The organism is Acinetobacter sp. 'aerobic (ED)' (assembly GCF_904886855.1).
GTDB classification, from domain to species: Bacteria; Pseudomonadota; Gammaproteobacteria; order Pseudomonadales; family Moraxellaceae; genus Acinetobacter; species Acinetobacter courvalinii.
The window spans coordinates 472,353-493,671 of sequence record NZ_CAJHGI010000002.1 but is presented as its reverse complement, the minus strand read 5'-3'; the positions used below and the strand labels follow the sequence as shown (position 1 = coordinate 493,671).

19 protein-coding genes are annotated in these 21,319 nt (G+C 35.7%); 14 read left to right on the top strand and 5 right to left on the bottom strand.

Annotated elements, in window-relative coordinates:
• Positions 1-91: 91 nt before the first annotated feature.
• Positions 92-1,702, top strand: a complete 1,611-nt coding sequence (locus tag JO943_RS05840) for a hypothetical protein (RefSeq protein WP_202740242.1) — start codon at positions 92-94, stop codon at positions 1,700-1,702.
• 385 nt (positions 1,703-2,087) lie between these two features.
• Positions 2,088-3,047, top strand: coding sequence for an inovirus-type Gp2 protein (locus tag JO943_RS05835; RefSeq protein WP_202740241.1), 960 nt, complete (start codon positions 2,088-2,090; stop codon positions 3,045-3,047).
• Positions 3,048-3,110: 63 nt separating this feature from the next.
• On the opposite strand, the gene JO943_RS05830 is transcribed toward JO943_RS05835, so the two are convergent.
• The 4 genes from JO943_RS05830 to JO943_RS05820 are packed head-to-tail and all read right to left on the bottom strand — an operon-like array spanning position 3,111 to position 4,386.
• Entirely contained in the window at positions 3,111-3,761 is a 651-nt protein-coding gene (locus JO943_RS05830) for a hypothetical protein (RefSeq protein ID WP_202740240.1), read from the bottom strand.
• A 14-nt stretch (positions 3,762-3,775) separates the two neighbouring features.
• A complete protein-coding gene (locus tag JO943_RS05825) occupies positions 3,776-4,000 on the bottom strand; it encodes a hypothetical protein (RefSeq protein ID WP_202740239.1) in 225 nt (74 codons plus the stop codon).
• Positions 4,001-4,129 (bottom strand): hypothetical protein, encoded by a 129-nt coding sequence (locus tag JO943_RS18610; protein ID WP_005146783.1) that lies wholly within the window; start codon positions 4,127-4,129, stop codon positions 4,001-4,003. It lies immediately after the preceding gene.
• 2 nt (positions 4,130-4,131) lie between these two features.
• Complete coding sequence (locus JO943_RS05820) at positions 4,132-4,386, bottom strand: hypothetical protein (protein ID WP_202740287.1); 255 nt, start codon at positions 4,384-4,386, stop codon at positions 4,132-4,134.
• Between the two features lie 612 nt (positions 4,387-4,998).
• Here JO943_RS05820 and JO943_RS05815 point away from each other — a divergent pair.
• From JO943_RS05815 to JO943_RS05785, 7 genes are all read left to right on the top strand, one after another.
• Positions 4,999-7,146 carry a glycine zipper family protein gene (locus JO943_RS05815; RefSeq protein ID WP_202740238.1) on the top strand — a complete coding sequence of 716 codons (2,148 nt, stop codon included), beginning with the start codon at positions 4,999-5,001 and terminating at the stop codon, positions 7,144-7,146.
• 213 nt (positions 7,147-7,359) lie between these two features.
• Positions 7,360-7,662 (top strand): hypothetical protein, encoded by a 303-nt coding sequence (locus tag JO943_RS05810; RefSeq protein WP_202740237.1) that lies wholly within the window; start codon positions 7,360-7,362, stop codon positions 7,660-7,662.
• 56 nt (positions 7,663-7,718) lie between these two features.
• The gene (locus tag JO943_RS05805) at positions 7,719-8,768 is read left to right on the top strand and encodes a DUF932 domain-containing protein (protein WP_202740236.1); all 1,050 of its coding nucleotides are present in this window, start codon (positions 7,719-7,721) and stop codon (positions 8,766-8,768) included.
• A gap of 165 nt (positions 8,769-8,933) precedes the next feature.
• Positions 8,934-10,046, top strand: a complete 1,113-nt coding sequence (locus tag JO943_RS05800; protein WP_202740235.1) for a YqaJ viral recombinase family protein — start codon at positions 8,934-8,936, stop codon at positions 10,044-10,046.
• A 222-nt stretch (positions 10,047-10,268) separates the two neighbouring features.
• On the top strand, positions 10,269-11,165 hold the full coding sequence (locus JO943_RS05795) for a hydrolase or metal-binding protein (protein ID WP_202740234.1): 897 nt from the start codon (positions 10,269-10,271) through the stop codon (positions 11,163-11,165).
• A gap of 96 nt (positions 11,166-11,261) precedes the next feature.
• A complete protein-coding gene (locus JO943_RS05790; protein WP_005190806.1) occupies positions 11,262-11,492 on the top strand; it encodes a helix-turn-helix transcriptional regulator in 231 nt (76 codons plus the stop codon).
• 168 nt (positions 11,493-11,660) lie between these two features.
• Positions 11,661-15,947, top strand: a complete 4,287-nt coding sequence (locus JO943_RS05785; RefSeq protein WP_202740233.1) for an NACHT domain-containing protein — start codon at positions 11,661-11,663, stop codon at positions 15,945-15,947.
• Between the two features lie 643 nt (positions 15,948-16,590).
• On the opposite strand, the gene JO943_RS05780 is transcribed toward JO943_RS05785, so the two are convergent.
• Positions 16,591-17,451, bottom strand: a complete 861-nt coding sequence (locus tag JO943_RS05780) for a hypothetical protein (protein WP_202740232.1) — start codon at positions 17,449-17,451, stop codon at positions 16,591-16,593.
• A 415-nt stretch (positions 17,452-17,866) separates the two neighbouring features.
• Here JO943_RS05780 and JO943_RS05775 point away from each other — a divergent pair, with 415 nt between their 5' ends.
• The 5 genes from JO943_RS05775 to arsB all read left to right on the top strand — a co-directional run bounded on the left by JO943_RS05775 (position 17,867) and on the right by arsB (position 21,318).
• On the top strand, positions 17,867-18,451 hold the full coding sequence (locus JO943_RS05775) for a TetR/AcrR family transcriptional regulator (RefSeq protein WP_202740231.1): 585 nt from the start codon (positions 17,867-17,869) through the stop codon (positions 18,449-18,451).
• Positions 18,452-18,972: 521 nt separating this feature from the next.
• Entirely contained in the window at positions 18,973-19,407 is a 435-nt protein-coding gene (gene arsC / locus JO943_RS05770) for an arsenate reductase (glutaredoxin) (protein WP_202740230.1), read from the top strand.
• A gap of 59 nt (positions 19,408-19,466) precedes the next feature.
• A complete protein-coding gene (locus JO943_RS05765; RefSeq protein WP_047428626.1) occupies positions 19,467-19,787 on the top strand; it encodes a metalloregulator ArsR/SmtB family transcription factor in 321 nt (106 codons plus the stop codon).
• 6 nt (positions 19,788-19,793) lie between these two features.
• The gene (locus JO943_RS05760) at positions 19,794-20,267 is read left to right on the top strand and encodes an arsenate reductase ArsC (protein ID WP_202740229.1); all 474 of its coding nucleotides are present in this window, start codon (positions 19,794-19,796) and stop codon (positions 20,265-20,267) included.
• Positions 20,268-20,274: 7 nt separating this feature from the next.
• The gene (gene arsB / locus JO943_RS05755) at positions 20,275-21,318 is read left to right on the top strand and encodes an ACR3 family arsenite efflux transporter (protein ID WP_202740228.1); all 1,044 of its coding nucleotides are present in this window, start codon (positions 20,275-20,277) and stop codon (positions 21,316-21,318) included.
• The last annotated feature ends 1 nt before the right edge of the window (position 21,319 follow it).

The following is a 21,319-nucleotide window of genomic DNA, read 5'->3' as shown; positions in this document are numbered from 1 at the left end:
TAAATTTAATTAACGTTTAAATTAATGTTAAATAAACGTTAAATAAATTTCAATAGTTTCATTTTGCACATAAAAGGAATTTTGAGTAAGCTTGTTTAAGTTAAAAATAGATATAAATTTACTTATGGATGATAAAAATTCTGACGTCTTATTTTTGTTGGTACATGATTTTTTGCCAGCAGTTGTGAAACCGTACAGTCGTTGGGTGCTATATAAAATTTTAGAAGCGTATGCAGGAGCATCATTTGAGGCTTCGAGCAAAATTCTTGCTATTAGATTAGGGTTGTATGAGAGAAGAGTTGCGGTTGCTTTAAATGAGTTGGTGGATTATCAGATTTTCATAAAGCCAACTGAATTGCTGGATAGCCAAAATTTTCTCAGATTTAATGAGGAGATGTTTAAGCGTTATTGGCGGGTGAGTACTAGAAGCAAGTATTCAGTGGATGAGTGGTACAACCGATCTCGTTATAAATCTAACGAGCTATTTTCTTATATCTTCAAAGAGCGTTTAAATGATTTTTATATTAGTCACACACAAGCTAATAAGACGAGCTTACAAGATAAATTGGATTTTAAAGATGCTTTAGTATTACTGTGTCTGATTAGAAATGCTAATGAATTTGGTGTGATTGAAGATTGTGGAATAACCAGGCTCAGGGATAAGACAGGCTTGTCTAAGCCAAGTATTTTCAGGTGTATTGAAAGCTTAAAAAAATATGGAATCATTCGTTATCGATTGGATGGAATCGCGAATAATCAATTTTTAAATAGCACACATCCAATATTTTTTTTAAATTTTTCTCATGAGTTGTGGATGGAAAAAAGAAGCTATGGCCATTTTTATATCCTAAATTGTAAAAACCAGCATTCTTTTGAAATCTATAATAATTATCAATATATTAAATATTTCATAGCAAACTATTCTTATCTGCTCCCTATGATCGAAAGAAAGGACGTAATAGCTATATCAGAATACATAGACGGACAGATTCGATCACAGCAGTACGATCTTTCCAATACTTCCAGTAACCTCAATAAGAAAGAAGTGCCAAAACACTATGATGAAGCTGATCAATATTTGTTTAGTCAATTGATTGATTTGGCTTTAGAAATAATGGCTAGTTATAAGGGGTTTGAAAACTTTTCATATTATTTTGAATACAAAGCTATACGTGTGCATAAAAGTAACATGAACTCAAACATGACGATTATGGCTCGAATTCAAGCAATCTTTGAGCAGTGGACTGTTCAGAATTTTGGTAATGTGGAGGCAATGAAGAGATCAAAAGATGGGCTTATTTCTTGGAATGATGGAAATACTTCAAGGTTAAAATCATTCATTAATTCGCTAATGGATGTGCGAAATCAGCAGAAAGCCGAATCTTCTTTTACTACTTACCAGCTACAAAAATTTATCGAAATTTTTATAACTATGTTTGTTAAGAATAAGATTTTTATTTTTAGTCAGGCTCTTCACATGGCGGAAAACTTTAGACCTTTTACAATTGTTCCTCACAGGGATCCACAAACCTTATGTATTTTTCAGCCTTCAAATAATCTAAGTACCAATTTATTTACACAGATTGATATTGATGAGTCAGATAAAAAATTAAAATGTAGAGAATTTATCCCCTCGATTGAAGAGTTGAAGATGATTGGGCTATTACCTGAATGCTGTACAGTACTGGATAGTTTTGAATAGGTTGTATATGAATATGAGGCATAACTTTAGCTTATCTTGAAGTCGCAAAATATTGATGATTTTCTTAACTCTATTACTGAGTTTATGTAGATTTTAAATAGAAACGCTTAGAAGGTAATATATATTATTAATATAAACAATATCTTATATGGATGAGTGTATGCAATGAATCATGTTTTACAGTATAGCCCATATTGAAGTGAGCTATAACAACGTATAAATTCGAATGATTTAAACATTCTGCATTGACCCTATAGTATGTTCCAAAGTCTTTAAGCATATTCAGTAGAGCAGGATGACTACAACATCCTGCTTTAGAATGATGATCAGTAAAATTTTACATCTCTCACTTAGATATGAACCTTATGCTTCAGTGAGAATCCAAATGTACCAAAATGTTCAATTTCAAAATATTCAATATGATCAGCTTTATCATGAAGCAGAAGTATTGGCAGCAGTTGACCATTTCATTCAAGAAGTTTGCTTAGGTAGTTATGATCTATATCATCAAAACCTGATGATAGACTTACAAAAATTAGTTCAGTCATTTAAGCCAATCTATAACGCTCATTTATACTATTGCAATACTGTGCTGATATTCATTGAGGTGGTGAATATCGTTGATTACACACTCAGCCTAATGCCACAGGCAGATTATGAATCTATTGAGCGTTTTGATGAAATGATAGTCTGGTATATTCTGACCTACATCAAGTCATTATCAGGCTGTGTAAAACAGCAACTAATTGAACATCAACAACGTGAATTAAAGAATCGGCAAAGTCTTTTAGACTATACATCCTCATTGATCAATCATTATGCAAGACTGTTGGTTGTACGTGTGGATTTATCCATTCTTCAGGAATATCAAGCCTTATACAACATTCAGGCATTTAACAAAGCATTAGACACATTGCTTCGTCGAATCGCAGATCAGGATACTTGCTTTAATGCTTTGCAGGGTTATGCATGGGCATTAGAGCATGGGGTTAGTAAGGGCTATCACTGCCATCTCTTGCTTATGTACGATGGAAATATACATCGAGATGATTTTGAAATGGGGCAGTGGGTAGGTGATTGTTGGAAGCAAATTACACATGGCTGTGGTTATATCTTTAACTGTAACCATTCTGACTATAAAGCCATCTATGAAGCAATGGGTACATTAGGTATTGGTATGATTCATCGTACCAATGACAGTGAAGTCTATAACTTTCTTAACTATGTTATTCCTTATCTCGTTAATCCAGAAAAAGAACAACAAGATCCTCGAGTGAAAGATTCAGCTTATATGCGTAGTTTTAGTAAAGGTGTAATCGATTCCAATAATCGAAGAGGCTTATAAATATTAGATTTTTAATAGAGAACACTGTTAATACCATGTTCTCTATTTTATATGTTCCTAACCTCAAAAAGACAAACTCACATTGCCTTGATCGGTTGTTAATTCAGCTTCAAGTACTTGATCACCACGACATTTCAGTAAATACGATACCGTAGAACTATAACTCATTTGCACAGGCATCTTGCTATGGAAATCTGCGGTGTAATAACCACAACGACCACGATTAATGCTCATGCCTTGTAAAACAAAAGGTTGATCGTTGGTAGACTGAATTTCTAGAATATATTCAATCGCTCCTGGTACATTAAAAGCAGATTGAGACTCACGACTGGTAATTTGGGCACGAACTGATAATGCAGGTTGTTCCATTTCCATAGGGATATGATTGCTATATTCCGCATTGTTTGGATCAAGATCAGACTCCATCATGGATTTGAGTGCTTCAGGATATTTTTCCCAACTCTCAAGAAATGACTGAGCTTGTTTGACTGCAGCAGGCAGATACTCGGTATCATTTTCCACAATCTGAGTTAAGGCTTGAACTTTGGCTTCAACCTCTTCCTTACTATATGGAGCATATTTGGATTGCTCTTTCTGTGTAGCAGTATTGGATGAGCTGTGTTCAGCCTGATCTATTGCACTTTGTGGTTGATTGTTCTGACTACACGCTATGAGCAAGCTAGACAGTAATACAGTGGAAAATATTTTTTTCATATCTAGTTACCCATTTACTTAGAACGCATGGTCAGAAAACCGACCAAACATAGAATCAAAATTCCACCAACGATTTTCCCCACTGTTGGAAACATTACTGCTGGCCAAACTAAGCCTTGTCCTAAATTGTAGGTAAATGGCTTGTAGTTATATTGACCCCAAAAGTGTTGATAGATGGCAAAGAAAAAACCAACCACCAAATAACCACTGATCACCCATGATTTAATATTTGTATTCATTTACTTTCCCCCAATTGCATATTTTGCCAATGCGATAAATAGGCCCATCACGATCATGAAGCCAATAAATGGCAAACCTAAAAAGCAAATCACTGCAATGATGCAGATAATGCCTGCAAGTGTTCTCATGATTACTCCTTCATGCACTGATAGGAAATATTGACCATATCTTTCTGGAGGGACTCAGGTTGTTGCAAGGTATAGAGATTTTCTTTAAGTCCATCTTCTCCATATTTATTTTTAAGTTTGTCGTAAATACATGAACAGGTACTGCCATCAATACCACCTGTTTTACAACCACTGATAAACTGACGTTCGGTTTTGCTGGCACAGCCTGATGCTAGAAGTGCAACTGAGACAACAATGAGTGAAGTTTGAATTTTCATCATTTCCCCTAATTTTTTATTGTGTTATTTGATGTGTAATAAATTTTGCTGAATGGACTAAAGTGTAGATGCCATAAAGCCTTCCAAAGCTAGATAGCGTTTTTATCAGTCAAATAAGCAAAAATTTATGAATGCTACTAATACAGCAGAGGAATAGAAAATCGTTTCAGGGAAAACAATATAGATAGAAAAAACTTAGTCATGGCGACTACTCCTGTATGTATTAAGAAGCTCTACCAACTTACTGTCAAATAATGGTGGCAGAACGAAAGAGGGTTGACAGACTGGACATACAGAACCAGCACGCGCGAACGCGTCCCCCTCCCGTTCTACCGCAAAGGGGGACGAGAAGGTTTTACGCATAAGAGATACTCAGAAGAATAAACCCTGATGCGCTGTATGAAACGGTCTGTCAAAACCGACTGACGATGTAGGTCAGCAGTCGAATGATAAAATTAAGGGTGAGTTTAGTCAATCGAGGTTATGAAAATATATAAATAAATCAATAATTTTATTATTTTTAATACACTAGTACTTTTTCAATTTTAAGTAATATAATTCTGGTGTCTAAAATAGTAAATTATCTGAAAATTCAAAAAATTAGGGGGATATATGAATTTTAAACTACTTAAAGTACGACTAGATAGAATTAAAACTCAAAAACATACACTTACTCCAGAAGATATGTTGATGTTAGTTACTCAAGAAAAAGCTGATCTTAATTCGGGGTTTTTCTCTCGCTTATTTAGTGTGACTATTCCACAAAAATGGGAATTTTCTATCAATTCATCTGAGGAAATTGGCGTTTCTTTAGAATTGGTTGAATTGATTGAAACAGTATTTATCCCTCACTATCAGGGGCATGCAAAAAATTATGCTTGGTTAGAGCAATGTATTTTATTCAAACTCAAGCATCAAGCGTCGATGAATATTTCTGAATTAGTCAGTCGGTATTTATCGAAGATTGAAAAAAGTGAACATTTACAGATTAGTCGAGAGATCTTAAAAATTTTATTTGAGCGTGAGCCTAGCAATGCTGTCATTAAAGCACAGGCGATAGTGTACAAACGTAGTCAAATCTATACTAGCGCTATAGAAAAGTTTGAGTACTATTTTGAGCATTGTCCTTATCAAGAAACATTATATTTTGATTATCTTGAATGTTTAATAATGCGGAAGAATGTTATCTATAATCAGGAAAAAGGAGAGTTTGGTGATTTGCAATATGCTGTATATTTACTTTGCTCTATAGACGATGCGAAAGATAGAGCATTACAAGGGAATCTACTCAATCGTGCTATAACAGCCCTTTTACCAGAAGACGTTATTGCAACTCGTCCTGAAGATACTAATTTCTTAGCTGACATGGGACGTGGGCTAAATAGTTTTAGTAAGGGAGTTGGTACATTTTTTGGAGGGCGTGATTCGCAGATTCCATATAGTGAGGGAATTATTGCGAGTGCCCCAAAACTTTTGAAAAATCAAAAAATTGTTGAGTGTCTTAACCAAAATCAAAAAGCACAAAAAGAGCTCGAAAAAATATTATCAGAACAAGGACTAAAGATGGGGGTGGGCTTAATGACATCCACATATTCTTTAGGCTTAATTTGGGACTATGCACATATTGATCCATCTGTATTAGATGCATTGAGCTTTGCATCAAAAGGAAATCCTGAGAACTTTAATACTTTACAAGACATTTCAGCGAACACATTAGATAGTGCAGGAGCAGTGACACGTTTAACTGGTTATGTTGCTGAACAACAGGTTGCACTAAATCTACAACAACAAGGACATACCCTTGAATTCCCCGACAGTGCAAATCAAGCAGGTTATGATTTGATTGTTGATGGTACACCGATGCAAGTTAAGTGCTCAATGGATGCTGATTATGTATTAAGTCATTTTGATAAGTATCCTGATATTCCAGTAATTGTGAACAGTGAACTTGCAGAGCAGCTAGGTAATCATCCAATGGTTTTAGTGGATACAGCTTTAAGTTATGAAGCTGTTCAGGAAACCACAGGGGCAGGACTAGAGGAGATTGCAGACTTTGCTGGTGTAGGAGATATGCTACCAATCCCACTATTAACGATTGGTTTAGCGGCATATCGTAATTATGGTGATTTTAATTCTGGTAAAGTGGATGGCGAGCAATACTTAAAAAATGTTGGCAAAGAAACTGCTGCCATTGCTGGAGGTTCAATGGCAGGTTCAATGCTACTCGGCACATTAGCAGGCCTTGCTACAGGTGGTGTCGGAATCATTGTTGCGGGTGGTATTGGCGCATATATGGGAGGTGTTGCTGGTTCTACGGGTGCAAATAGTATGAATCGAGAAGCTTTGTGTAATCAGAGAGATATAGTAGTGAAATTACTCATTGAATTCGCAGCATGGTTCAATGAAAATTTATTGATCCATCGAACAAATGTGCTATTAAAACAGCTACAAAGTTTTGAAACTCATATGTTGAATAATGCTGATCGTATTATTGTTTTTAGTACTTTATTGATCTATCAACATGAAGCCTATATGCGTGCTTATCATCTAAACCAATGGATCTTACATAAGTTGCAAAAAGGTAATGAAATGGAAAAAGTTCAAGCTGGTTGGGTGGCTATTGGTGAATCAAGTAATTTTATATCAGTTGATCTACAGTCAAAAATTAATGAAATTAATCGTCAATTAGAAATTTATAGAGAACTTGCTAAACCCGATTCAGCACAGCCTAATCGTACTCATCAGCTTAAACCTGCTTGAGTGTTGGAATAATATCGATAGTTATATTTGAAAATAAAAAATTGGAGAGATCATTTACTAATTGAAAAAATAGATTTTAATTTATTCCAAATAATTTCGGATACATAACATCCTAATGAGAATCATGAAGCTCTTTTGAGATCACATGAAAATATGAAAACAAAGCCTGCCTTCGAGCAGGCTTTTTTATGCCCAAAATTTAGGAGTCGGGCCATGAGCTTGAACTGTCCCTTTTGCCATTCAACGAATGTCATGTTGGTTGAAACAATTACACAACAACCAAATACAGCTTTATCCAGTATTGGAACACCAGCCACATTAGCTGCATTAGGAGCTACGGTAGCAAAGTCTTTCAATCTACCGCCGATCGTCGGTGGAATCGCAGGAACAGTATTGGGCAGTGTGTTGAATTCATTTACCGAACAAAGCGGACCAACACAGCAGAGTTTGTGCTTCTGCCACAACTGTTATCAAAAGTTTCCAAGTTATCTTTTGCAGGAAATGCATTCGAGCTAAACAGCTCTTCACACATACATATTTAAATTTCAGTTTCATTTAAAAGGAATAACACTATGGCACATCAACTTGAACAAATGGCTTATGTCGGCGAGACCCCTTGGCATGGGCTCGGCAATCAACTGACTCAAAACCAACCTATTGAAGTCTGGGCACAGCAAGCAGGAATGGACTGGCGGATTGAATCTTCTAATGTCAGTTATATGGCACAGAATGAGCGAGGGCAAAGTATCATCATGCCCTATGAAGAACAGCGCGTTTTATACCGCTCCGATAACCATACACCCTTATCCGTGGTCAGCCAGCGCTTTCAGGAAGTACAGCCGATGGAAATTCTGGAATTCTATCGAGACCTCACTGAACAATCCGGTTTTGAACTGGAAACCGCTGGGGTACTTAAAGGTGGTAAAAAGTTCTGGGCATTGGCGAAGACTGGACAGAGCGCAGCACTTAAGGGGAAGGATGTCAGCAATGGCTATATTCTTCTGGCAACTGCCTGTGACGGCACATTGGCAACCACAGCTCAGTTCACATCCATTCGAGTGGTGTGTAACAACACGTTAGCCATCGCTTTACGTGGACAGCAAGGAAATACGGGTGTGGTCAAGGTTCCGCATAGTACCCGATTTGATGCTGAGAAAGTGAAACAGCAACTGGGTATTTCAGTCCGTACATGGGATGAACACATGTATGAAATGAAACAATTGAGCCAGCGTAAAGTGACTCAGCAAGAAGCAGCGGCTTACTTTGATGCAGTGTTTAACAATACCAGTATGAGCATGGCTGAGCAGGATGAAAGCATTATTCAGTTCTATCGAAATGCTGCTATGCCGAATCATGCCAACTCATCTCGATCAGACAATAAAACTGAACCGAATGGACGAGCCATGTCAAAAGTCATGACCATGTTTAACGGCCACGGGCGTGGGGCAGAGCTAAGTTCTGCCAAAGATACAGCCTATGGATTATTATGCTCAATCACCGAATTCTGTGACCATGAACGTCGTGCTATGAGTGTAGATCATCGTCTGGACTCTGCATGGTTCGGTATGGGAGCAGCTATTAAACAACGAGGACTTGATCAGGCATTAAGAATGGTGGCTTAAATTAAGGCATCTATTCAGTTTGAATTAAGCTTAACGTCCTAATCTAAAACTACGGTAACAACCGTAGCAAGCAAAGCAATACCCTTTTGGCCACATCCTCAGATGTGGCTTTTTTTATGCCCGAAATTCAGCTTTTACGATTTTAACGATACAGGAATATTCTCTATGAATAGTCATACCCAAATTCAGAACACCCTAAATCATCCACCTTTACAGCCTTATCCTATCAAGATTGAAACTGAACATAAGGTTGAGGTGGGCACACGAACCAAGAAAACACCAAAGAAAACCAGTCAACTATCTTCAGCAAAACGTCTTGCCAACACCAAAAAGTTGAATTACCAACAATGGCTGGAGGTCAGAAAACAGGGTATTGGCAGCAGTGATGCAGCAACGGCATGTGGCCTAAATCCCTATATGTCGATGCTGGAATTATGGATGATCAAGACAGGTCGGATGCAGCAAAACATTGAAGATGTAAGTGCTGGTTATGCACCTTTATATTGGGGCAAGCAGCTTGAGCCCTTGGTGGCGCAATATTACAGCATGCATACCAATCATAAGGTTCGTCGGGTCAATGCAGTGCTACAGCATCCTGACGAAGACAAACACTTTATGTTGGCTAATTTGGACTATGCCGTGGTGGGGCATGAAGAAGTCCAGATATTGGAATGTAAAACAGTAGGTGAGTATGGTGCAAAACTATGGCGAGATGGTGTGCCGCTTTATGTTTTATGCCAGGTACAACATCAACTTGCAGTCACAGGAAAACAGGCAGCGCATATCTGTACTCTGATTTGTGGACATGAAACCCGAATCTTTAAGGTAACCCGCAGTGAAACGGTGATCAAATATATTATCGATGCAGAACGTTACTTTTGGGAATGTATAGAAAAGGATGTACCGCCTGATGTCGATGCATCTGAATCAGCAGCCAAAGCGTTACAGCTTTTATATCCAGCCCATATACCACTGAGCACTACTGATCTATCTGAGGATGTCACAGCCAATCAGTGTTTTGAGCAACTACTGCAACAACGTCATTTGCTGGAACAACACCAAAGCAGTTTTGATCAGTTGAAGCATCATATCCAGATCAAGATGCAGAATGCAGAACGAGCCATATTTAAGGCCGGTTCAGTCACCTGGAAGAGAGCGAAAGATTCGGTCAGCTTAGACAGTAAAGCCTTATTGCAACAGCATCCTGAGTTTCTACAACAGTTTCCACAAAACAAACAAGGCACACGTCGATTCCAGATTTATACAGATGCTGATTAATCCAACCAAATTAGCCTAAGCAAATCTTACGAACTTCTATATCACTTCCGAATCCCACTTTATCAAAAAAGCGCAAAACAGCCCCCGTCGCCAGCAAGTACCGTGAAGTACTTGCTGACGACTAAATGGACTGTTCTGCGCAGAATTTATGCATTTAAAAATATTTGCTTCTTACACATATCAAAGGGGCAATCGTTAAAAATTACCGTAGAGGAAAATAAAATGATTAAAGGTTTAGCAATCACACCACCTGTATTAGGTCGTATCAGTATCGGTAAGATCGTCGAGAAAAATGGCAAACGTATACCTGAAAAGGATGACCAATTTACGATTACCAGCCAGATCCAGAACAAGGATGGCTGGGTGAAACATCCACTTGATGAGCAACTACGTGCCAAGGCACAAAACCAAAAACTCAGAACCATTCCAGTACGGATGATCTTTAATGATCCTGAACTGAATCTACGAGCTGAGTACACCTTATTTGATCGACAAACTGGCCGACCGATCTGCACAGGAAATGGAGATACCTGTCAGCGACTTGGACAGAACGGAGTTGAACAACACTCATGTCCATCACCTGATTTATGTCCTTTGGCTCAAGGTGGACTTTGCAAACCTTATGGCAGACTGTACGTCAACTTAGATGAGTCGGATGAGTTGGGTACATTCATTTTTAGAACCACAGGCTTTAACAGCATCCGGACTTTGGCAGCACGGCTTCGTTACTATCATGCCGCTTCAGGTGATCTACTTTCATGTCTGCCTCTTCAATTGACTTTAAGAGGTAAGAGCACCACACAAAGCTACCGTACCCCGATCTATTATGTAGATTTAACCCTACGTGATGGTACTAATCTCAAAGAAGCGATTACTTCAGCCAAGCAGATTGAGGAAAAGAGTAAGACGGCAGGATTTTATCAGGAGGCTTTGGATCATGTAGCCCGACAGGGCTATGGCAATGCCAGTTTTGAGGTGGGCGTTGAAGAGGGGCTGGATATTGTTGAGGAGTTTTACATTGAAGAATCTAAACCAGAGCAGCATCAGCAGACTAATGACATGACTCATGTTCAGGATATTCAGAAAGAGTTACAGCAATCAGTTCAGGCTTTGAATTAGATGAGCTTGGACAACATTGGACTGCGTAAAATTTTACTGGATTGACCTATCATTTGAGCGAATTACCGCTCGCATCAATGATTAGGAGAAAACATCATGAATGCGTTCACAGGTCAAACTTTTCAGATGAATCAACTTATAAATATAAAACAAGTTATAGAGTTCACAGGTGTATGTCGTTCAACAATATACGAAATGATGGATGAAAACTCACCTTACTATGATCCAACGTTTCCGAAGAAAGTCACGATCTCGCAAAAACGTATTGGTTGGTCTGCTTGGGAGATTCATCAATGGATTGAAGCAAAGTTAGCGAGTCGTGAATAGGGGAGCAGATGCTTCCTTTTTTTTAATTGAATTATTTTTTTTGATAAAAATATAAATTAGCGTCCAATCACAAACCTTAATAAATAAATTCCAAAATAGGTAGTCTCCCATATTTTTTGTAATTATGGTTATACTGAGAATACCTTTAAATAATTTTATCAATAGATTATGAATGACTATATTCAGTTAAATCGTAAATTCTCACCAATATTGTCAGATCAAAACTTAGATGTGTCTAATTTAGATTATTCACTAAACATGCGGTATGCAGCAAAAAATAGTTGGGACGATTTGTTAACTGAATACAGATGTGTGATTTTGGCTGAAGCTGGTGCAGGAAAAACTAAAGAATTTGAACAGTGTGCTAGAAGAATTAAAGCAGATGGTAAATACGCGTTTTTCATTCGGATAGAGGATATAGATGATGATTTTGTCAATGAATTTGAAATAGGAGATGAAGACCAGTTCGATGAGTGGTTAGCGTCTACAGATTCAGCATGGTTTTTTTTAGACTCAGTAGACGAAGCTCGTTTAGAAAATCCAAAAAAATTTCATAAAGCCATAAGAAAATTTGCAAGAAAAATAAAAGCTGCTGTACATAGAAGTCATATTTATATTTCAAGTCGCCCTTATAGTTGGGAATTTGATAGTGATGAAGAAATTCTAAATACGGAACTGTTTTATGGTATCAAAGACGAAAAATATAAATCTAAAAAGGATGAGAAACTAAAAAGTGGACTAAAAATTTTTACTCTTTCTCCTTTAACATTAGAAGATATAAAAATTTTTTGTGCAACTCGATCGGTAGAAAATATTCCAGTTTTACTCAATCAAATCGAAAGATATGATCTGCTAGAATTTGCTGAACGGCCTTTTGATTTAGAAAGTATTATTGATAAATGGAGAAATGACGGGGCATTGGGTTCTAGATTAGAAATTATTAAATATAATATTAATCAAAGATTAGCAGATAGACATGACTCTAATAGACGTAACATCAATATAAGTCCAGAAAAACTTACTCAAGGAGCCCAACGTCTAGCAGCTGCGGTTATACTGACCCGTAAAGCTAATATTAATGTACGTTCCTCCAATCACAATACTAAAAACTTAGATCCTACTGAAGTACTTCCTGATTGGACTAATGAAGAAATATTTGCTTTATTAAGTTGCGCTATTTTTAATGATATCATATATGAAGCAGTTCGTTTTAGACATAGAGATATTAGAGAGTTTCTTGCAGCCCAGTGGTTCTCAAAATTATTAAGTGGGGATAATAGAATTCCAACAGAAATGCTTTTTTTTAAAGAGCAATTTGGTGAAAAAATTGTAGTACCTTCACTTCGAGCAATACTTCCTTGGCTAATATTGTTGGATGAAAAAATTTGTCAAGATATAATAAAATTTCAACCAGAAATTGCTTTTGAAAATGGTGACCCAGCACAGTTATCATTAGATGTACGTAGAAAACTTTTTTCACAATTTGTTGAAAGAATTGCAAAAAACCAAGATGATCGAACAATTAGAGATAATGACTCTATTGCAAAAATCGCTGATTTTGATTTAGAAGATGAAGTTTTATCACTAATAGAAATTTATTATGATAATGAAGATGTTATTTTCTTCTTGGGACGAATGGTGTGGAAAGGAAAGTTTACTAAATGTCTTTCTTTACTTACATCCATTGCGCTTGATTCTAAAAGAAATATGTACTCTAGGAGAGTATCGACTCGCGCAGTTATGGCATGTGGGCAAAGAGAACAAAAAGTCAATCTTTGGACCAATTTAAATCAAGGCGGGAAAAAACTAGATAGACAGTTAATTGTAGAACTTATCGATGAAACTGTTCCTGATCAAGAGTATATCAGTTTACTAATAGAGTCTTTAGCAAATGCAACTTTATATAAAAGATTTGAACATAGTGGGTTAACTGCGGGCTTAGAGAAATTTGTACAGAAACTTGATGCTATATTAGGATATGAGTTACTTATTGGTATAGCCAAAATATTAACTTTAGGACCTTTTTTTAATACAAAAGAATATCAAATATCGAAAGAATATGCCTGGACTTTAAAAATAGCTTTTCAAATTATTGAAAAATTAGTTAGAGAACGTAATCCCTTAGGACTTGAGGATAGAGTAATAGAAATATTAATTAATGCTACAGCTCTAGAGTATCAAAGGGATTTTGATGATTTCAATGAAAAGAATAAATTGAGAGAAGTTATACCTACATGGTCGGATCTTAATGATAAGTTATATTGGAATTCAATTGAAATAGAACGTCAAAATTTATTTCGAAAAGAAAAGAATAGATTAACTGATGATAGGGTTATTTTAGGTCTAGGACACTTTTGGGGATTTAATGCGGATAGTTTTGATAGATTATTGAGTTATATAGATACTAAAGATTGTGTTGATGATAAATTAATCTGCTTGAATCGAGCATTTATAATATACTCACAGCAGAACCAACCAATTGAAATGTTAACCAAAATACAAGAGGCATGTAAAAGCCATTCTCAACTTTTAGATCATTTAGCAACTTTATTAACACCTATACATGTTAAAAGTGATATACAAAGAAGAGTTGAAGAAGATGCGATAAAGCGAAAGTCTCAACTTGAAAAAAGAGAGTTAAGAGAAAAAAATGATAAATTAAATTGGATTCAGCGATTGAAAAATAATCCTGGACAGCTCACAAATTCCCCTCATATTTTAAATGGTGAATTAACAAACAATCATCTCGGGTTGATGCGTGAACTTGATTATGGTGGAATATCAACAGATCGCTATGGATATCAGAATTGGGAAGATTTAATTTCTGAGTTTGGACAAGAAGTAGCACAAGCCTATCGCGATTCAGCTATACAATTTTGGCGAGTTTATAAACCTAAATTGCATTCAGAAGAAGCCTTAAAAAAACACAGTACACCTTGCGATCTAATATTTGGTTTAATAGGGTTGGAACTTGAGTATAAAAAGGATCCTGAATTTTATAAAAAATTAAATTCAGAGGAAATCAAAAATGCCTTAAGGTATTTTTCATGGGAGTTAAACGGTTTTCCATCATGGCTAGAAAAATTTTATAAAGTTTTTCCAAATGAGGTTGTTGAAGCTATAAACAAAGAGATTGTATGGGAACTAGAATCATCAGATCCTGAAGCTGACCACAATTATAACCATGTCTTGCATGACCTTATTTATCATGCGCCTTGGATACATACGGATATAGCACATAGAATTTTTGAATGGTTAAAAGAAAACTCAAAATTACTTCATAAAGACACTTACAGATATGCAGTACAAATTTTATTAAATTCTGATATCCAAGAATCAGATTTTAGTTTACTGGCTCAACAAAAAATTAACGAATTAAGTTTACCTGTACACAAGGCATGGTGGTATGCACTTTATGTAGATTGTGACCCAGAAGAAGGAATATTATCCTTAACTACTTGGTTGGAATCATTAGTTATTGAAGATGCTATACAAGCATCTCAAGTTTTTATTTGTCAGTTGATGGGTAAAAGAGATTCAATAAATGGAAAATCAGGAAATAATAAGTTTAAAGAGGTCAAGTATTTAAAGAAATTATACTCTTTAATGCATAAATATATAAAGCTAGATGATGATATAGAGAGAGCTAATTCAGGAGTATATTCACCTGGGCTTAGAGATGATGCACAAGAGGCTAGAGATTTGATTTTTACATATTTGAAAGAAGTTCCTAGTGCTGAAAGTTATTATGCAATTAAAGATTTGTTAAAAGAGCATCCAAGTGGAAATAGACGTGTTTGGTTGGAAAAGACTGCTCACAATATTGCCTTGTCTTGTGGTGATTCTGAGCCATGGAGCATTGAGCAAGTACTACAATTTGAAGCTTTAGGGAATATCCAGCCAAAAACACATAAAGAATTATTTGATTTAGCATTGCTTAGGATAATTGAACTAAAAGACTGGCTTGAAAACGGTGATGATAGTCCTTGGCTTACTTGGCAAAGAGCTGAAAAAGAAACTGAGATGAGAAATCTAATTGCTGGTGAGTTACGAAAAAAGGCACAATCTAAATATTCAATTTCCCAAGAAAATGAATTAGCAAATAGCCAAAGAACTGATATTAGGCTTGATAACCCTATTGTAAACAGTCCAGTACCAATTGAATTAAAAATTCTTGATAAAGATTGGAGTGGGACTGATTTATGTGAAAGATTAAGAAATCAATTGGTTGGTGATTATTTGCGTGAAAGGACTGCTGGTTGTGGAATATTTTTATTAGTATCTCAGTCAACGAACAAGAATTGGATAATTCAAGGTAATACAATTAGTTTGAGTGATTTGGAGAAAACACTTCAAGAATATTGGTATAGTATTGCCCATGAGTGGATTGGAATAGATTCTATCAAAGTTGTTGTTATTGATTTAAGTAAGAGAAAACTAGTTGCAGTTACATAATATTTTTTCAAATTTATTAGCTCAAATTTGATCTAACAACTTACATTTTTTAAGTTGTACCTTCGTTTTAAATTTGAGTCAGTACTTTTTTCATATACTTATAATTTCTATTGTTAGTGATGTTGGAATCTGAGTAGTCATCCTATTATACATTTCAAAGAGATTTTTATTATTTTTTTTGTAACTTTATAAGTGTAATTTTATGGATTTTCTATTGTTGAGAATGGGTGGGTTTGGTTTATTAAATATATATTATAAAAATTTCTATATGGTGAACTTCATTTGGCAGAAACTTAATCTATCAAGAAATGTTCAAAAAGAAGAGGGATGCAACAGGGTAAATTTGACGTATTTTTTTAAATAGAATTAATATAAAACAATAAGATATTGTTTTAATTCAACTGACGCCACCTCCACCTTAACTTTACGTGGTAGTGTGAATCCGCAAGAAGCTATCACTTAAATCAAGTCTATGGACGAATAAAGTAAGATAAGTCGGTTTATAAGAAAGTAAAAAATAGTAAGGCTAAAAAATGGCAATATTAGACAATATGCAGACTGATCTATTTTAGAAAGGAATATAGGAACAGATTAGGCTCTGAGAGAATGTCTCTGTACTTCATGCACAGAGACATTTTTATTCTTAAGCTAACTTTTTATATGGTTCATATTGAAGATCTGCAATTTGCTTATCCCAGAATTGCTGCCATAGATCGCAGTATTCAAAACAGATTTTTGTAATGAATTCATAATCGTCCTCAGTACACGCTTGAGCTAAAACAAACCATAAGTCATCTTCATGGTCATCATCTGCTGCTTCAGCGGTAGCATCATGCGATACCCCATGAACATAGTAATAACCACTATTTACATCGCAACCAATAGCATGGGTAGCTTGACGTAACGCTGGGCTAAATAGAATCACTTCTTCTTCTGCAACTGCTAATAAAGCGGTTACAGCTTTATAGTCATTAAAAGAGTTTTCTAGATATGATCTTACTTTTTCTGAAATTGCAGAAGGTTGATAAAAATTCCTTTCTTGCTGACTAATTTCAAAATCATTTAAAACATCCTCAAATAGAGGATAATGAGCGTATTCAGGATTGCCAGAATAGTATCCATCTTCATCTAGGCCTGGTCGAAAACCAAATTCATCAAGAATATTTAAAGTCAGTAGAAAGCGTGGATACATTTTGGAACCGGATTTTAAACGTGGTTCGAGCTGTTTAGTTTGAAACTGTGCCATGAGTAGGGCATCAGTAAACACTTGTACAATTGCATGACGATATTCTAAATGAATCTTCTCTAAAGAAACTTTATCAATTACCCCATCATTAAGAATTTGTATCGCTGGATGCTTTGAAACAGGGTGTTTAGAAATATCTTTACGCAATTGATCCAGAAAAGCTATATTTTTTTCCCAAGCTTCAGAGGGGATGCTCTTCTTCATTCCTTCAATTGCATTCTTTCTCGGGTTATCAAAGTTCTCAAATTGTACAGTCATGATCTATTCCTTATCTGTTGATATTATTACTATCCTGTATGCTTGTGATCTGGCTTATTGTTGATTAGGCTAAAATCCAAAGCTGTTTTTTATTGGATGGAGAAAATATAAAATCATTTTTATTTAAAATCAATTTTTAATGTCACTAAATATAATTTTTTTTAAGGATGATTATATTTTAGATGTATTGGTTAATGTTTTAAATTTTACTTAAGAATGTCTTAAATAGACTTGAAAGTCTATATATGAGTAGTTTAGAGTGGACTAGACAAAATATAAGAGATTAATATTTTGTCTTGAAGGGAGTCTTTAACGTATAATGATAAATATCACTTGATAGGATCAAGCGGAATGGCTGCCATAATTAGCTCTGTCATTAAGCTTATGTAAGTGTAAAATTAAGGGATAATAAGATATGTCAAAAAAAGAAGACATTATTGAAACAGCTTTAGATTTATTTAATAGATTTACGTATAGTTCGGTCGGGGTTGATAGAATTATCCTTGAATCTGGCGTAGCGAAAATGACTTTTTACAAGTATTTTTCATCTAAGGAAAAGTTGGTAGAGGCTTGTTTAATAAGGAGAAATGAGAATATCCAGTCTGCTATTATGGATGCGCTTGAGATGGTTGAGGAAAGTGATTCTTTAGGTCGGATTAAGGCGATTTACACATGGTATCTGAATTGGTTTAAGTCAGAGGATTTCAATGGATGTATGTTCCAAAAAGCGACTGTTGAAGTACTAAAGCAGTATCCTTCTGTTATACATCCGATTGAGAGTTATAGAGTATGGCTACATAACTTGTCTGAGGATTTGTTTGTAAAACTAAACGTTTCTCAACCTCAAATATTAGCTTCTATGTTTATTAACATCTTAGATGGAATGACAGTATACGCAAATATGAGTCGGAATTACGAGCAAATTGAAGAGTCTTGGAATTACATCGAAAGACTTGTAATGTTAGATCAGAATAAAGCTGTATTACCTGCAGCAAGTTAAATTAAAAAAATAAAAGGAAATTTAAGGATTTCCTTTTATATATTTACCAATAAGTAAAATATTTTTCATGGAAAAAATAAATTTTCACCTATTATTTTTTTAGGCTCACTAAAAATGATGTTTAAATATTAAATTGTAAGTTTATATTCAGAATAGAGTTAAATAAAGTGAGAAAGTTCACACAATATTCAATTAAGAAGAATTTTTTGTTTTTAGTGTCAAAACTTTAACCAATACGATAGGTAAGTAAGGGCTCAGTCCAACTATGATGTTTATAACGCTAATATTTTTGATAGATAGCATTCAATATTTTGGTTTCTCCATATTTCATTCAAGCTCTACATATACTTTACAATGATTAGTCTCAGAAGTATCTTCGATAGGCGTGGTAAGCAATTGTATATGAGTGAGTAACCCAAGCTAGAGAATTAGAAAACATTATTTTCTTCAATATATGAATTTGCATATATATGATGATTCGTATATAAAGGTGTTATAAAATCTCAAAAGAGCTTAATTCGATGACAACCTCATCAACTGTGAAGATTTATCACAACCCAGCTTGTGGAACATCTCGGAATACTTTGGCTTTGATCCGTAATACAGGAATTGAGCCAACTGTGATTGAATATCTTATTACACCACCTAGCCATGACGAATTAGTTAAATTGATTCAGGATGCAAAATTAACAGTAAGAGAGGCCATTCGCCAGAATGTAGATCCTTATCGGGATTTAGACCTCGAACGTAGTGATTTGAGTGATGAACAGTTACTTAGTTTTATGCTTGATCATCCAATATTGATTAATCGACCATTTGTTGTTACTGAATTAGGCACTCGCTTAAGTCGTCCCTCAGAAGTTGTCTTAGAAATTTTACCATTACCTCAGAAGGGTGCCTTTACGAAAGAGGATGGTGAAAAGGTGGTTGATGAAAATGGCCAGCGAGTGAATTAAAAATTTTACTTTTTATATGTGATTATCCGTATATCCAAATAAGTGAGTAGGAATTAAGAATGGACCAAGTTAATTTTTTTAAATGCTTATCAGATGAAACTCGACTCAATATCGTGACTTTGGTTGCTGAGAATAAAGAATTATGTGTTTGTGATTTGACTGAAAAGTTGCAACTGAGTCAGCCAAAGATTTCTAGGCATTTAGCGTTATTACGTTCTTCTGGTCTCTTACAGGACAGAAGACAAAGCCAATGGGTGTATTACAGCATTAATCCGCAGTTACCAACGTGGTGCCATGACGTTCTGAATCTTTTGGTAAGCAATCAAACCATTGTGAATAAAGACTCTCCAAATATCCAAATAAATAGTTATTGTGAGTAACAGAATATGAAATTTCTTTTTTTGTGTACTGGAAATAGTTGCCGTAGCATCCTGTCAGAAGTCCTTTTTAACAGCCGTGCGCCTGAGGGATGGAAAGCATACAGTGCAGGTAGTAAGCCATCAGGGCAAGTACATCCATTGACTATAGAAACTTTAGAAAATCTTGGTCTTTCAACAGTTGGCTTGTTGAGCAAAACCATTGATGACTGTGAACAATACCAACCTGACGTAGTGATTACTGTTTGCGATTCAGCAGCTCAGGAAGCATGTCCACTTTATTTGGGTGGAGCGATCAAGGCACATTGGGGCTTGGCTGATCCTTCACACTTAGATTTGCCGAAAGAAGAAAAATTAAAAGCATTCCAAGTTACTGTTGATCATATCAATCGCCGCTTAGACGCTTTATTGGCACTAGATACAATTCATATGACTCGCCCTGATTTGATTGCAGCAATCAATCAAATTTCTCATATTGAATGAGAACATCATGGCTCAACAAAGATTATCCTTTCTAGATCGTAACCTCACTCTATGGATTTTTATGGCCATGGCATTGGGGATTGCGATCGGTGTGTTCTTTCCGCAAGCCTCCGTCACTTTAGATAAAATGAGTGTGGATTCCGTCAATATTCCAATTGCGATTGGTTTGATTTTGATGATGTATCCACCGTTAGCCAAAGTGGATTATGTAGCCCTACCACAAGTGTTTAAAGACAAAAAAACCTTAACTTTGTCTTTGGTACAAAACTGGGTGATAGCACCGGTACTAATGTTTGCATTAGCCATTATTTTTTTGCATAGCTATCCAGAATATATGACAGGCCTAATCCTGATAGGGTTAGCTCGCTGTATTGCAATGGTCTTGGTGTGGAATGGTTTAGCTTGCGGTGATAACCAATATGTAGCTGCATTGGTAGCATTTAATAGTATCTTCCAAATTTTATTTTTTAGTACGTATGCGTGGTTGTTCTTGACGTTCCTACCACCTTATTTTGGTGTTGCGGGGCAAGTGATCAATGTCGATTTCTGGACGATTACCCATGCGGTATTAGTGTATTTGGGAATTCCATTTTTCCTTGGCTTTATTACGCGATTCACTCTAGTGAAAGCTAAAGGTCTGGAGTGGTATCAAAATGTCTTCTTACCTAAGATCAGTCCACTGAGTTTGTTGGCTTTATTGTTCACGATTGTGGCGATGTTTAGCCTAAAAGGTAACGATGTGGTGAGCTTACCGATGGATGTCTTACGTATTGCTATTCCATTGACGATTTACTTTATCGTGATGTTCTTCATTAGCTTCTTTATGAGCAAATGGATGGGGAATGACTATCCTAAAACAACAGCAATTTCGTTTACTGCTGCTGGGAATAATTTTGAACTGGCTTTGGCTGTCGCAATTGCAACCTTTGGCTTAGCTTCACCTGTGGCATTTACCACAGTGATTGGTCCATTGGTTGAAGTACCTGTGTTGATTGCTTTAGTCAGTGTGTCTTTGTGGCTTAGAAAAAAGTTTTTTAAAGAAGAGGTGTAAT

Bases quoted from the DNA above. Each gene is read 5' to 3' on its own strand.
- JO943_RS05835 (WP_202740241.1), top strand. From the start codon at position 2,088: ATGTACCAAAATGTTCAATTTCAAAATATTCAATATGATCAGCTTTAT.
- JO943_RS05830 (WP_202740240.1), bottom strand. From the start codon at position 3,761: ATGAAAAAAATATTTTCCACTGTATTACTGTCTAGCTTGCTCATAGCG.
- JO943_RS05825 (WP_202740239.1), bottom strand. From the start codon at position 4,000: ATGAATACAAATATTAAATCATGGGTGATCAGTGGTTATTTGGTGGTT.
- JO943_RS18610 (WP_005146783.1), bottom strand. From the start codon at position 4,129: ATGAGAACACTTGCAGGCATTATCTGCATCATTGCAGTGATTTGCTTT.
- JO943_RS05820 (WP_202740287.1), bottom strand. From the start codon at position 4,386: ATGAAAATTCAAACTTCACTCATTGTTGTCTCAGTTGCACTTCTAGCA.
- JO943_RS05815 (WP_202740238.1), top strand. From the start codon at position 4,999: ATGAATTTTAAACTACTTAAAGTACGACTAGATAGAATTAAAACTCAA.
- JO943_RS05810 (WP_202740237.1), top strand. From the start codon at position 7,360: ATGAGCTTGAACTGTCCCTTTTGCCATTCAACGAATGTCATGTTGGTT.
- JO943_RS05805 (WP_202740236.1), top strand. From the start codon at position 7,719: ATGGCACATCAACTTGAACAAATGGCTTATGTCGGCGAGACCCCTTGG.
- JO943_RS05800 (WP_202740235.1), top strand. From the start codon at position 8,934: ATGAATAGTCATACCCAAATTCAGAACACCCTAAATCATCCACCTTTA.
- JO943_RS05795 (WP_202740234.1), top strand. From the start codon at position 10,269: ATGATTAAAGGTTTAGCAATCACACCACCTGTATTAGGTCGTATCAGT.
- JO943_RS05790 (WP_005190806.1), top strand. From the start codon at position 11,262: ATGAATGCGTTCACAGGTCAAACTTTTCAGATGAATCAACTTATAAAT.
- JO943_RS05785 (WP_202740233.1), top strand. From the start codon at position 11,661: ATGAATGACTATATTCAGTTAAATCGTAAATTCTCACCAATATTGTCA.
- JO943_RS05780 (WP_202740232.1), bottom strand. From the start codon at position 17,451: ATGACTGTACAATTTGAGAACTTTGATAACCCGAGAAAGAATGCAATT.
- JO943_RS05775 (WP_202740231.1), top strand. From the start codon at position 17,867: ATGTCAAAAAAAGAAGACATTATTGAAACAGCTTTAGATTTATTTAAT.
- arsC (WP_202740230.1), top strand. From the start codon at position 18,973: ATGACAACCTCATCAACTGTGAAGATTTATCACAACCCAGCTTGTGGA.
- JO943_RS05765 (WP_047428626.1), top strand. From the start codon at position 19,467: ATGGACCAAGTTAATTTTTTTAAATGCTTATCAGATGAAACTCGACTC.
- JO943_RS05760 (WP_202740229.1), top strand. From the start codon at position 19,794: ATGAAATTTCTTTTTTTGTGTACTGGAAATAGTTGCCGTAGCATCCTG.
- arsB (WP_202740228.1), top strand. From the start codon at position 20,275: ATGGCTCAACAAAGATTATCCTTTCTAGATCGTAACCTCACTCTATGG.